General features: G+C 64.0%; 12 protein-coding genes. 10 read left to right on the top strand and 2 right to left on the bottom strand.

Features of this window, described 5'->3' with window-relative positions:
• Positions 1-20: 20 nt before the first annotated feature.
• A complete protein-coding gene (locus AC19YR_RS12800) occupies positions 21-725 on the top strand; it encodes a hypothetical protein (protein WP_095110325.1) in 705 nt (234 codons plus the stop codon).
• Between the two features lie 271 nt (positions 726-996).
• Here AC19YR_RS12800 and AC19YR_RS12795 read toward each other — a convergent pair whose 3' ends face one another.
• Positions 997-1398, bottom strand: a complete 402-nt coding sequence (locus tag AC19YR_RS12795; RefSeq protein WP_095110376.1) for a GFA family protein — start codon at positions 1396-1398, stop codon at positions 997-999.
• A 323-nt stretch (positions 1399-1721) separates the two neighbouring features.
• On the opposite strand from AC19YR_RS12795, the gene AC19YR_RS12790 reads away from it, so the two are divergent.
• The 9 genes from AC19YR_RS12790 to AC19YR_RS12750 all read left to right on the top strand — a co-directional run bounded on the left by AC19YR_RS12790 (position 1722) and on the right by AC19YR_RS12750 (position 12087).
• A complete protein-coding gene (locus AC19YR_RS12790) occupies positions 1722-3029 on the top strand; it encodes a CitMHS family transporter (RefSeq protein WP_095110321.1) in 1308 nt (435 codons plus the stop codon).
• Positions 3030-3115: 86 nt separating this feature from the next.
• Positions 3116-3883, top strand: a complete 768-nt coding sequence (locus AC19YR_RS12785; protein ID WP_095110319.1) for a TerC family protein — start codon at positions 3116-3118, stop codon at positions 3881-3883.
• Positions 3884-4123: 240 nt separating this feature from the next.
• The gene (locus tag AC19YR_RS12780) at positions 4124-5782 is read left to right on the top strand and encodes a Na/Pi cotransporter family protein (RefSeq protein ID WP_500598704.1); all 1659 of its coding nucleotides are present in this window, start codon (positions 4124-4126) and stop codon (positions 5780-5782) included.
• A 44-nt stretch (positions 5783-5826) separates the two neighbouring features.
• Entirely contained in the window at positions 5827-7209 is a 1383-nt protein-coding gene (locus AC19YR_RS12775) for a M16 family metallopeptidase (protein ID WP_500598703.1), read from the top strand.
• 263 nt (positions 7210-7472) lie between these two features.
• Complete coding sequence (locus AC19YR_RS12770; protein ID WP_095110315.1) at positions 7473-8516, top strand: DUF5924 family protein; 1044 nt, start codon at positions 7473-7475, stop codon at positions 8514-8516.
• A 56-nt stretch (positions 8517-8572) separates the two neighbouring features.
• On the top strand, positions 8573-9718 hold the full coding sequence (locus tag AC19YR_RS12765) for an ABC transporter permease (RefSeq protein WP_095110313.1): 1146 nt from the start codon (positions 8573-8575) through the stop codon (positions 9716-9718).
• Positions 9712-10512, top strand: a complete 801-nt coding sequence (locus AC19YR_RS12760; RefSeq protein ID WP_500598716.1) for an ABC transporter ATP-binding protein — start codon at positions 9712-9714, stop codon at positions 10510-10512. Before AC19YR_RS12765 ends, AC19YR_RS12760 begins: the two co-directional genes overlap by 7 nt.
• Position 10513: 1 nt before the next feature.
• On the top strand, positions 10514-11452 hold the full coding sequence (locus AC19YR_RS12755) for an MlaD family protein (RefSeq protein WP_095110311.1): 939 nt from the start codon (positions 10514-10516) through the stop codon (positions 11450-11452).
• Positions 11449-12087: an ABC-type transport auxiliary lipoprotein family protein gene (locus AC19YR_RS12750; RefSeq protein ID WP_500598700.1), complete on the top strand. Its 639-nt coding sequence runs from the start codon at positions 11449-11451 to the stop codon at positions 12085-12087. Before AC19YR_RS12755 ends, AC19YR_RS12750 begins: the two co-directional genes overlap by 4 nt.
• A 99-nt stretch (positions 12088-12186) precedes the next feature.
• Here the strand turns inward: AC19YR_RS12750 and AC19YR_RS12745 are convergent, their stop codons facing one another.
• Complete coding sequence (locus tag AC19YR_RS12745; protein WP_500598698.1) at positions 12187-13416, bottom strand: nucleoside recognition domain-containing protein; 1230 nt, start codon at positions 13414-13416, stop codon at positions 12187-12189.
• Positions 13417-13435: the final 19 nt, after the last annotated feature.

Below are 13435 nucleotides of genomic sequence, written 5' to 3'. Positions count from 1 at the left end.
CCCCTTAAGGAAGTGACTCGATGACCGCTACCCGCCGCCCTTCAAACAAGCGTCTTCTCGTCCTCGGACTGGTTTCCCTGTTCGGCCTGCAAAGCTGTGCCAACGTCGATATGGACCCAACCAAGTGGAGCGGCGGTGACTGGGTCAAATGTGGCTTGGCCATCGCCGGCGCCGCCGCTGCGGGTGCCGCCGTGAGCGGCAAGAAGGATCGCGGCACAGGCGCAGCCCTGGGCGGCGCGGCAGGGCTGGCGGTGTGCTTTGTCATCAACGCCAAAACCGTGCAGACCCAGAGCAGCCAGCAAGTCGAAGACCAATACAAGGCCGCCGGCAAGCGTGTGACCAGCGACCCGCAACTGGTCAGCTACCAGACCAGCATCAAACCCGGCGCCACCGTCAAGCGCGGCCAGCCGATCCAGATCGTCTCCAACATCGTTGCCATCAACGGCAGCCAGCAGGCGGTCAACGAGATCAAGGAACAAGTGCGCCTCTACGAACCGGGCGCCACCACGCCGTTCAAGGAAGGCACCAAAGTCGCCAACCAGACCACCGGCAGCGGCGGCTACGAGAACACCTTCACCGTCAACCTCGACGACCAGGTGCCCCAAGGCGTCTACCGCGTCGAAACCTCGGTGCTGCTCAACGGCAAAGCCGTCAACACCCGCAGCAATGACCTGCAATTGGTAATGATCGACGCGGATACCTACCAGTTCGCGTACCTGGACTGATAATCGGCACCAGCACCTCTGTGGGAGCGGGCTTCTGTGGGAGCGGGCCTTGACCGCGATGGCAGTGGGCCAGGCAGTAGAGGTGTGTGGGGTGTACCGGCGCCATCGCGGGCGGGCCCGCTCCCACCGTTGAACGGTGGTGCGGGTGAGGCTTTCATTTTTCCGCTGTGGGACCGGGCCTGCTCGCAATGGCGGCACGGAATGGCGGTGACGAGTGGTAGAGGTAAGACCGTTGCCCCTACAAAAGCAGCGGGCTGAGCCCTACCGTTTGCTACAACACTTCCTGCGCTTCCCTGGGCAAATGTTCATCCAGGTGCAGCCAAGGCAAACGGCTTTGCGTCCAGATATGGCGGTCGGCGGGGGCCAGTTGGGGGTGGTCGAGGGTGGCGACGGTCACGTCGATGCTGTCCGGGCTCAGTTGGGTCACCAACGCCACATGGGCGCCACAGCGTGCACAGAAGTACCGCACACACCCCGGCGAAGATTCGTACCGCGCCGGCGTGCCCGTCAGCCATTCAAAGGCGCGGCCGGGCAGGGTGATCCAAGTGGTCACGATGCCACCACTGACCCGCCGGCAAATCGAACAGTGGCAATGGGCAATGTCCTTGAGCGGCCCCATAAACCGATACCGCAACCCGCCGCACTGGCAGCCACCGGTGTGAAGCTCAGCAATCTCCATATCTCCGATCTCCAATAGAAAATTTTCCTACTCAAATAATGGATGCTATCCGACAGACAGCCGTCCACTCCTTTGCTCCGCGAAAGCTGGCTGAAAGCTTGCCCTATTAGGATCGCCTCCACTACCGGCACCAGACCGGTTGGCCAAACGCGCCATTGCAGCGCACGCGGCCCAATTAACAACAACAATGGTGATTCTGATGTTCACTCCTATGCGCCTGACCCCTACTCCCCCCGTAAGCCCCGTGCTCGCCGTTCTGCGCTGACCGCCCCCCCGGTTCGCCTTTCCCCTAGCCGCGCTACGCCTGGAGTATTCCTATGCTGACTTTCCTTGGCTTTGCCATGGTCATCACGTTCATGTTCCTCATCATGACCAAGCGCCTCTCCGCGCTGATCGCCCTGATTATCATCCCGATCGTTTTCGCCCTGTTCGGCGGTTTTGCGCCCAAGATCGGCCCGATGATGCTCGAAGGCATCACCAAACTCGCCCCGACCGGGGTGATGCTGATGTTCGCCATCCTCTATTTCGCCCTGATGATCGACTCGGGCCTGTTCGACCCGGCCGTGCGCAAGATCCTCAAACTGGTCAAGGGCGACCCGCTCAAGGTTTCGGTGGGCACCGCGGTGCTGGCCCTGGTGGTGTCGCTGGACGGTGACGGCGCCACCACTTACATGATCTGCGTGGCCGCCATGCTGCCGCTGTACAGCCGCATCGGCATGAGCCCGCGGATCATGGCCGGGCTGATTATTCTCGCCGGCGGGGTGATGAACATGACGCCCTGGGGCGGCCCCACGGCGCGGGCGGCCAGTGCGCTGCATGTCGACCCGTCGGATATTTTCGTGCCGATGATCCCGGCGATGCTGGCCGGTGTGGTGGCAATCCTGGCGATTGCCTACTTCTACGGTAAGCGCGAGCGCGCGCGCCTGGGCGAATTGCACCTGGTGGGCGACGAAGTGGACCACAGCGAAATCAGCGTTTCCCAGTTCCCGGACGCCCGCCGGCCGAAGTTGATCTGGTTCAACGGCGCCCTGACCCTGGGCCTGATGGGCACCCTGATCGCCGGCCTGCTGCCGCTGCCGGTGCTGTTCATGGTGGCCTTCAGTATCGCGATGATCGTCAACTACCCCTGCCTGCAACAGCAGAAGGACCGCGTCGCGGCCCATGCCGGCAGCGTGCTGGCGGTGGTCGGGCTGATTTTCGCTGCGGGCATTTTCACCGGAATTCTGTCGGGCACAGGCATGGTCGATGCCATGTCCAAGAGCCTGTTGGCGGTGATCCCGGAGTTCCTCGGCCCGTACCTGGCGGTCATCACGGCGCTGGTGAGCATGCCGTTTACTTTTTTCATGTCTAACGACGCTTTTTATTACGGCGTATTACCGGTTTTGGCCGAAGCCGCCAGCCATTACGGCATCAGCGCCGTGGAAATGGCCCGCGCGTCCATCGTCGGCCAACCCGTGCACCTGCTCAGCCCCTTGGTACCGTCCACGTATTTGCTGGTGGCACTGGCCGGAATCGAGTTTGGCGACCATCAACGCTTCACCTTGAAGTGGGCAGTGCTGGTTTGCCTGTGCATAATGTTTGCCGCTTTGCTGATGGGGATTTTTCCGCTGTTCAGCACTCTATAAGCCCTACATTCACTACGCCGGGTCTAGACTTTGGGTTCTCAAGGTTCAGGCCCGTCGCGGTTTAACACTCGCTCAAAGGAATACACATGGAATGGCTGACCAACCCGGAGATCTGGGTTGCCTTCTTCACACTGACCGCCCTGGAAATCGTCCTGGGCATCGACAACATCATCATGATCTCGATCCTGGTCAGCCGTATGCCCAAGCATATGCAGGCCCGCACGCGGATCTTCGGCCTGGCGCTGGCGATGGTCACGCGCATCCTGCTGCTGTTGTCGATCACCTGGGTCATGCGCCTGACCGCCGACCTGTTCCACGTCGCCGGCCACGGTATCTCCGGGCGCGACCTGATCCTGTTCTTCGGTGGCCTGTTCCTGCTGTGGAAAAGCTCCCAGGAGATGTACCACGCCCTGGAAGGTGAAGACGAAACCCACGACGAGCCGACCGGCAAGGGTGGCAACTTCATCTACACCATCATCCAGATCGCCATCATCGACATCGTGTTCTCCCTGGACTCGGTCATCACCGCCGTGGGCATGGTGTCCCATGTGCCGGTCATGGTCGCCGCGATCGTCGTCGCCGTGCTGGTGATGATGTTGGCCGCGGGCACCATCAGTAACTTCATCGACAAGCACCCGTCGCTGAAGATGCTGGCGCTGTCGTTCCTGCTGGTGGTGGGTACGGTGCTGATCGCCGAAGCCTTTGCAGTGCATGTGCCAAAAGGCTACGTCTACTTCGCCATGGCGTTCTCCCTGGCCGTTGAAGCGGTGAACATCAAAATGCGCACCGCCATCGCCAAGAAGAAAAAGCAGACCGACCCGGTGAAACTGCGCAAGGACATTCCGGGCCAGTAAGGGCTGGCGGGCAAAGCCTTGAAACCCTGTGGGAGCGCCGCCCGGCCCGCTCCCACAGGGGGCTTGCCTAACAGCTTTTTCACCCGCCCCCACATGACACTTTTGTTTCAAACCCTTCTTTAGCTATGCAATGCTGGCGCCTCGCCGGTAAGCCGACTACAGCTTAAATACACAATGTAGATCTTGCGCTGCACCGTTCACTTAGCCCCGTTGGGGCATTCCGCCACAGGGGGCCTGAACATGCTGACCCTGCTCAATCTGCTTTCCGCCGTGACTTTGCTGATCTGGGGCACGCACATCGTGCGCACCGGCATCCTGCGGGTCTACGGCTCCAACCTGCGCCACGTGATCGGCCAGAACATGGCCAGCCGCCCGTTGGCCTTTGTCGCCGGCATCCTCGTCACCGCCATGGTGCAAAGCAGCAACGCCACGGCGATGCTGGTGACTTCGTTCGTCGGCCAAGGCCTGATGGCGTTGACGCCCGCCCTGGCCACCATGCTCGGCGCCGACGTCGGCACCGCGTTGATGGCGCGGGTACTGACCCTGGACCTGTCGTGGCTGTCGCCGCTGCTGATTTTCCTCGGGGTGATTTTCTTCCTGTCGCGCAAGCAGACCCGCGTCGGCCAGATGGGCCGCGTGGGCATTGGCCTGGGCCTGATAATCCTGGCCCTGCAACTGATCGTCGAAGCCGCCGCGCCCATCACCCAGGCCCAAGGTGTGAAGGTGGTGTTCGCCTCGCTGACCGGCGACCTGCTGCTCGATGCCCTGGTGGGCGCACTGTTCGCGATGGTCTCGTATTCCAGCCTGGCCGCCGTGCTGCTCACCGCCACCCTGGCCGGCGCCGCCGTTATCAGCCTGCCCGTCGCCATTGGCCTGGTGATCGGCGCCAACATCGGCAGCGGCATATTGGCGTTCCTGAGCACCAGCATGCAGAACGCGGCCGGGCGCCAAGTGGCCCTGGGCAGCCTGTTGTACAAACTGATCGGCCTGCTGCTCATCATCCCGGTGCTCGACCCCCTGGTGAACTGGATGGACAGCCTGGACCTGAGTACCCAAGGCCTGGTGATCGGGTTTCACCTGCTCTACAACACCACCCGCTGCCTGCTGCTATTGCCCACCGTCGGGCCGATGGCGCGGCTATGCGCCTGGCTGCTGCCCGAGCGCCCGGAGGCCAATGGCCTGGCCCGCCCGCGCCACCTCGACCCAACTGCGCTGGCCACCCCCAGCCTGGCCCTGGCCAATGCCGCGCGGGAAACCCTGCGCATGGGCGATTTGATCGACAACATGCTCGAAGCCATGCTCGACGTGCTGCGCGGCAAACACACCGCTGTGACCCAAGAAGTACGGCGCCTGGGCGAGGACGTCGAGGCGCTGTACAGCGCGATCAAGCTGTACCTGGCGCAAATGCCCCGCGAAGACCTCAGCGAAAATGACAGCCGGCGCTGGGCCGAGACGATCGAACTGGCGATCAATCTCAAGCTGGCGGGGGATTTGATCGAACGCATGCTGCGTAAGCTCCAGCAGCAGAAAACCGCCCAGCGCCGCTCGTTTTCCGACGTGGGCCTGGAGGAGTTGGCCGACCTGCACAGCCAATTGATGGCCAACCTGCGCCTGGGCCTGTCGGTGTTCCTCAGCGCCGACAAGGAAAGCGCCCGCCAATTGCTGCGCGAAAAACGCCGCTTTCGCGCCCAGGAACGGCGCCTTGCCCACGCCCATGTCAGCCGCTTGCAACGTAAAATCGTGCAAAGCCTGGAGACCAGCTCGCTTCATTTGGAACTGATCGCCGACATGAAACGTCTCAACTCACTCTTCTGCAGCAGCGCCTACGTGGTGCTGGAAACCGCCGACACTGGAGCACTGGCGGTGGACGAGGTGAGTGACGTCACTCATTCACCTTGATCGTCTAGGCTGTAGCCGCTTATGTAGCCGCCAGGAACCCTTTCATGCGCTGTCTGCTGTTCGCTTGCCTGTTGCTCGCCACCACCCCAAGCCTTGCCCTTGACCGCTTCCAGGTCGAGGGCTACATGCTGCCCAACGGCCTGCAAGTGCTGCTTAAACCGGGCACGCAAAAGGGCCACGTGGCGATTCGCCTGGTGGTGGGCGTGGGCATGGACGACTTCAGTTGCGCCGACAAAGAGCTGCCGCACCTGCTGGAGCACTTGTTGTTCAGCGGCATCGACGCCAGCGGCGAAGGCGGCCTGGAAGAACGCATGCAAGCCCTGGGCGGCGAGTGGAACGCCTACACCAGCAACGCCGATACCACCTTCGTGATCGAAGCCCCGGCGAAAAACCAGCGCAAGGTCCTCGACCTGCTGCTGGCGCTGCTCACCGAAACCCGCCTCGACGACCCGGCGGTGGCAGCCGCCAAGCAAGTGGTCGAGCGCGAGGACGGCGGCCATTACTCGCACTTGCAGCGCTGGCTCGACCGCCAGGACATCGGCCACAAGGCCAGCAATCAACTGGCGGTGGAACTGGGCCTCAAGTGCGCCGAGCGCGCCGAGGTCCACGACCTGAGCCGCGAACAACTGGAGCAGGTGCGCCAGCACTGGTATGCGCCCAACAACATGACCCTTATCGTGGTCGGTGACCTCGATCGCCTGCTGCCGGCCTACTTGGAGCGCACCTTCGCCGAACTGGACCCGGTGGACCCCAGCGAGCACCCGCCTCTGGCACAGATCGAGCATAACGCCGCCGCCCAGCGCACCTTGTTGCGAGGCTGGGTCGGCAATGGCGCCAAGCTGCACTGGCTGTTCCCCGAGCCGGCCCTGGACGACCAACCCTACGAAACCCTCGACCTGCTCAAGGACTACCTGGGCTGGGCGCTGTACCGCCAATTGCGCCTGGCCCACGGCTTGTCCTATGGGCCGTGGAGCGAGCGGGAAGTGTTTGGCGACACGGTGTTCCTCAGCCTGGGCGCCGACCTCGCGCGCGATGACGTGCCCAAGGCCCGGCAAGTGCTCAAGGCGCTGCAAGCCGACTTGTTGCAAAACGGCCTCGACCCGGCCACCTTCGCCCGCCTGCAACAAGCCGCCGTCGCCCGCCAGGCCTGGGCGGTGCAGGGCAATAGTGCGTTGGCCGACTACTACTGGAGCGCCCTGGGCGACTACGAAGACGGCCACTTCTCCAACCCCGCCAAGCGCCTGCAAGCGGTCAGCCTGGACCAGGCCAACCAAGTCCTGCGCCAATTGCTTAGCCAACCGGGGTATGTGCGCATCGAGCAACCGCTGATGAGTGACGACACCCTGATGTGGGCGGGCGGGGGCTCGGGGCTGCTGCTGATCGGCTTGATGGGGGCGGGGCTGCGCCGTAAGCGCCGTACCCGCTAACCAAACACCCCCGGTGGCTCAGACAACCCTGCAATAACAGGCAGTCCGCCATCGCGGGCAAGGCCCGCTCCCACAGTTGAACGGGGGTGCGGGTAAGGTTTCATTTTTCCTTTGTGGGAGCGAGCCTGCTCGCGAGGGCGGCACTGAGTGGCAGTGACGACGAAGGGTAGGGGCCATGGGCGAGGTGTTTTCGACCTCGCCACCCCACACCACCGGCGGTACTCTGTTAGAGATTTTTCCTACATCAAACTGTGAACAGCCCAATGCCTAACTGGAACCTATACGTACAGCGCCTTCTGGAATTGATGAAGCGCTATCCAGGGGTGATTGCGCTTGGCGGTTTTGTCTCCGGTGTGGGCAGTTTCATTCTGGTGGACCGCCAGCAAGGCCTGGCCACCTGGATTGCCGTCATCATGCTGGTCAGTTGGGTCTGGCTGATGCTGGAAAACACCCTGACCCAGTTGTTCACCAAGGTGTTCAACAAGGAAATCCCCCAGCCGCTGTTGCGTTACGCGACGCAGATGATCCACCAGGAAAGCCTGTTCTTCGTCCTGCCGTTTTTCTTCATCACCACCACCTGGAACAGCGGCCAGTTGATTTTCACCGGGCTGCTGGGCGCGGCGGCGCTGATTTCCATCATCGACCCGCTCTACTACAAGTGGCTGGCGCCGCGCCGCTGGCTGTTTCTGGCGCTGCACACCCTGACCCTGTTCGCGGTGCTGCTCACGGCGCTGCCGATCATCCTGCACCTGACCACCGCGCAAAGTTTCAAACTGGCCCTGGGCATCGCCATGCTGCTGTCGTTTCCCAGCCTGGCGTCGAGTTTTCCGATCCGCCATTGGCGTGGCGCGGTGATGCTGCTGGGCATGACCCTGGCCATCGGCGCCGCCGGGTGGTTGCTGCGCTCCTGGGTGCCACCGGCGACGCTGTGGATGACCGAGGTGGCCATCAGCACCGAACTGCAAGACCGCACCCCTGGCGACAGCCTCGATGAGGTCAGCGCCAGCCAGTTGCGCGGCACGGGCCTGTACGCCTTCACCGCCATCAACGCGCCCCGGGGCCTGAACGAGCGCATCTATCATGTGTGGAAGCTCAACGGCAAAGAGGTCGACCGCATCGCGCTGGATATCCGCGGCGGGCGCAAGGAGGGTTACCGCGCCTGGACCCACAAGCAGAACTTCCCACCCAACCCAGTGGGCCGCTGGCAGGTGCGCGTGCTCACCGAAGACGGCCAGGTAATCGGCGTGCTGCGCTTTAACGTGACCGACCCAGGTCAAGGCAGCGTGGCCGCGAGCCAGGCAAAGTAATGGGTAACGTGCTATTACGTAGGCTCGCGTAATAGCCAAATACAAGCACGGAGCTTATGACCCCCACGACGCCCGGCAGCGCCCAACTGGATACCACGGTCACCCCGGCGCAACTGCGCGTGGCGGGAGACTGGACGCTGGCCCACTACACGGCGCTCAAACAGTTGAGCGACGCGCTGCACGGCCAGTACGACGCCAGCACCCGGGTCGATCTCAATGGCCTCGGCGCCCTCGACACCGCCGGGGCCTCGCTCCTGGTGGAATTGCTCGGTAGCGAGCGCCTCGGCCAGTCCACCGAACACCCCGACTGCACCTTGCCCGCCGCCGACCGGGCGCTGCTCAAGACCGTGTATGGCGCGCTCACCGACTTCTGCGTGCCGGTCAAGGCACCGCAGGCCAACGTCGGCATCCAGTTGCTCAGCCGCATTGGCCGGGCGGTGGATGCGGTCTGGCAAGACACCCTGCAACTGCTCGGCTTTATCGGCCTGATCCTCGAAACCCTGGTGCGCGGCGCCTTGCGCCCCAAACGCTGGCGCCTGACCCCGGTGGTGGCGCACATCGAGCAGACCGGCCTGGACGCCGCGCCCATCGTCGCCTTGCTGACCTTTTTGGTGGGTGCGGTGGTGGCTTTCCTCGGCGCCACGGTGCTCAAAAGCTTCGGTGCCAGCATCTTTACCGTCGATTTGGTGGCGTTCTCCTTTCTGCGCGAATTCGGCGTGCTGCTCACCGCCATCCTCATGGCCGGGCGCACCGCCAGTGCCTTTACCGCGCAAATCGGCTCGATGAAGGCCAACGAGGAAATCGACGCGATCCGCACCCTGGGCCTGGACCCGATGGAGCTGTTGGTGCTGCCGCGGGTGCTGGCCCTGCTGGTGGCCCTGCCGATGCTGACGTTTTTGGCGATGCTCTCGGGGATCATCGGCGGCGCCGTGGTTTGCGCGCTGTCGCTGGATATCTCGCCGGCCATGTTCCTCTCGCTGCTGCAAGCGGACATTGGCGTGCAGCACTTTCTGGTGGGCATGGTCAAAGCGCCCATCTTCGCCTTCCTCATCGCCGCCGTCGGCTGCCTGGAAGGCTTCAAGGTCAGCGGCAGCGCCGAGTCGGTGGGCGCCCACACCACCTCCAGCGTGGTGCAGTCGATTTTCGTGGTGATCGTGCTCGACGCCGTGGCGGCGTTGTTCTTTATGGAGATGGGCTGGTGAGTACCCCTGAGCCCGCCGAGGCGGTGATTGAAGTGCGCGGCCTGTGCAACCGCTTCGGCCCGCAGAGCGTGCATGAAAACCTCGACCTGGACCTGTACCAGGGCGAGATCCTCGCCGTGGTCGGCGGTTCGGGCAGCGGCAAGTCGGTATTGCTGCGCAGCATCATCGGCCTGCGCCAGCCCAGCGACGGCTCGGTGCGGGTGTTCGGGCAGAACCTGCCCAGCCTGGGGGAGCATGAGCGTTCGTTGCTCGAACGGCGCTTCGGTGTGCTGTTCCAGAAGGGCGCGCTGTTTTCCTCGCTGACGGTCACCGAGAACGTCGCCCTGCCGCTGATCGAGCACGCCGGCCTGAGCCGCGCCGACGCCGAGCACCTGGCGGCGGTGAAACTGGCCCTGGCTGGGTTGCCGCTGTCGGCCGCCGACAAATACCCCGCGTCGCTGTCCGGCGGCATGATTAAGCGCGCCGCCCTGGCCCGGGCGCTGGCCCTGGACCCGGACATCCTGTTTCTCGACGAACCCACCGCCGGCCTGGACCCCATCGGCGCGGCCGCGTTCGACCAACTGATTCTGACCCTGCGCGATGCCCTGGGCCTGAGCGTGTTGCTGATTACCCACGACCTGGACACGCTCTACACCATCACCGACCGAGTGGCGGTGCTGGCGCAGAAAAAGGTGTTGGTGGCCGATGCCATCGACAAGGTCGCCGACACCGACGACGCTTGGATTCACGAATACTTCCATGGCCCTCGCGGCCGCGCGGCGTACCAAGCCGCTACATTGCTCAACGAGGTCTGACATGGAAACCCGAGCCCATCACGTCTTGATTGGCCTGTTCACCGTTCTGGTGGTGGTCGGCGCCTTGCTGTTCGGCCTGTGGCTGACCAAATCCAGCGTGGACAGCGAATTCAAGGACTACGAAATCGTCTTCAACGAGGCGGTCAGCGGCCTGTCCAAGGGCAGCGCGGTGCAGTACAGCGGGATCAAGGTCGGCGATGTGGTCACCCTGCGCCTGGACCCCAAGGACCCGCGCCGGGTGCTGGCCCGCATCCGCCTGAGCGGCGAGACGCCGATCAAGGAAGACACCCAGGCCAAACTGGCCCTGACCGGCATCACCGGCACCTCGATCATCCAGCTCAGCGGCGGCACCCCGCAAAGCCCGACGCTGCGCGGCAAGGGCGGCAAGTTGCCCGTGATCGTCGCCTCGCCGTCGCCCATCGCGCGCCTGCTCAACAACAGCAATGACTTGATGAGCAGCGTCAACCTGCTGCTGCACAACGCCAACCGCATGTTCTCGGCCGAGAACGTCGATCGCGTCAGCAGCACCCTGGCGCATCTGGAGCAGACTACCGGGACCATCGCCGAGCAAAAGGACGATATCCGCCAGGCCATGCAGCAACTGGCCGCCATCGGCAAGCAAGCCACCGCCGCGCTGGAGCAGACCACCGCGCTGATGCGCAACGCCAACGGCCTGCTCAACGACCAGGGCAAGCAGATGTTCGGCAGCGCCGAGCACGCCATGGCTTCGCTGGAGCAAAGCACCGCGACCATCAACAAGCTGCTGACCGACAACCAGGACTCCCTGAACAACGGCATGCAGGGCCTCAATGGCCTGGCGCCAGCGGTGCGCGAACTGCGCGACACCTTGAGTTCACTGCGCGCCATCTCCCGTCGCCTGGAAGCCAACCCCAGCGGTTACCTGCTGGGCAGCGACACGAACAAGGAATTCACCCCATGAGACTCGCCTACCGCATCGCCGGCCATTGGGCCCTGCTCGCCAGTTTTGCCTTGACCGGCGCTTGCTCGATCCTGCCCAAGGCGCCGCCCGCCGACGTCTACCGCTTGCCCTCGGCCCAGGCTGGCGCGGCGGCCCAGGCTCAGGCGCAGCCCTGGTCGCTGCGCCTGGCCAAGCCCCAGGCCAGCGACGCGCTCAACAGCACGAAAATCGCGGTCATCCCCCAAGGGGACGTGCTGAGCAGCTACAAGGCCTCGCGCTGGAGCGACCCGGCACCGGTGCTGCTGCGCAACCGCCTGCTGGACGCCTTCGCCCGCGACGGTCGCGTGCCGCTGCTGAGCATCGACGACAGCAACCTGCAAGCCGACTTCGAGCTGGGCGGGGTGTTGCAGGCGTTCCAGACCGAGTACCAGGGCACGGCCGCGAGCGTGGTGATCCGCCTCGATGCGCTGCTGGTGGGCGGCAAAGACCAACGCATCCTCGCCAGCCGCCGCTTTGAAGTGCGCCAGCCGTTGAGCGACGTGCAAGTGCCCGCGGTGGTGGCCGGGTTCGGCCAGGCCAGCGACAAACTGACCGCGCAAGTGGTGGCGTGGGCGGTGGCGCAGGGGCAGAAGCAGCCCAAGCCTGGGAATAACTAACGCCTGTGCAGCCACCTCCCTGAGGAAGCGGTGCCTAACGCTCATCTCAACTACACCAGCGATCCACTGTGGGAGCGGGAGGGTGGTTCTGCGCCTGACTCAACCAAAAAACCAATAACAAACCCCAATCGCCGCCACCACACCGGCGAACTCCGCCAGCAGGGCGCAGCCCACGGCGTGGCGGGCGCGTTGGATGCCGACGGCGCCGAAGTACACCGCCAGCACATAGAACGTCGTCTCGGTGCTGCCCTGAATCACCGCTGCCACCAATGCCGGGAAGCTGTCCACGCCTTGGGTTTGCATGGTTTCGATCAACATCGCCCGCGCCGCACTGCCGGAGAACGGCTTGACCAACGCAGTCGGCAGGGCATCGACGAAGCGGGTGTCCCAACCGGCCCACTCCACCAGGTGGCGAATGCCGTCCAAGCCAAAATCCAGCGCCCCGGACGCCCGCAGCACGCCCACCGCGCAGAGCATCGCCACCAGGTACGGCAGCAGGCTCTTGGCCACGTCGAAACCTTCCTTCGCACCCTCGACGAACGCCTCGTAGACCTTGACCTTGCGCAGCGCGCCCACCAGCAAGAACAGCATGATGAGGCCGAACAACGTCAGGTTGCCGAGGATCGAGCTCAACGCCGCCAGGGCCGTGGCCGACATAGTCGCCAGCACCGCCATGAAGCCGCCCAGCAGCAAGGCGCCGGGAATCAGGTAGGCCAGCACCACCGGGTCCCACAGGCGCAGGCGCTGCATCACCGCCACCGAGAGCAGGCCCACCAGGGTGGAGGCGCTGGTGGCCAGAAGGATCGGCAGGAACACCAGGGTCGGGTCCGGCGCGCCTTGCTGGGCGCGGTACATGAAGATCGTCACCGGCAGCAGGGTCAGGGACGAGGCGTTGAGCACCAGGAACAGGATCTGCGCGTTGCTCGCGGTGGTGGGGCTGGGGTTGAGTTCTTGCAGGGCGCGCATGGCCTTGAGGCCGATGGGCGTGGCCGCGTTGTCCAGGCCCAGGCCATTGGCGGCGAAGTTCAGGGTAATCAGGCCGATGGCCGGGTGGCCGGGCGGCACGTCCGGCATCAGGCGCAGGAACAACGGCCCCAGGGCCTTGGCCAGCCAATCGACGATGCCGGCCTTCTCCGCGATGCGCAGAAAGCCCAGCCACAGGGTCAGGGTGCCGAACAGCAGCACCATCACCTCCACCGAGAGCTTGGCCATGGCGAAAATGCTTTCCACCATCGCCGCGAAGATCCCGGCGTTACCGCCGATCAGCCACTGCGCCATGGCCGAAACGGCTGCAACGATGAAAAAGCCAAGCCATAGGCCGTTGAGCATCAGTTAAGTCCCCCGAAAG

The sequence above is a fragment of the Pseudomonas sp. MF08817 genome, from assembly GCF_059862705.1.
This window is presented reverse-complemented; position numbering and strand designations above follow the sequence as displayed.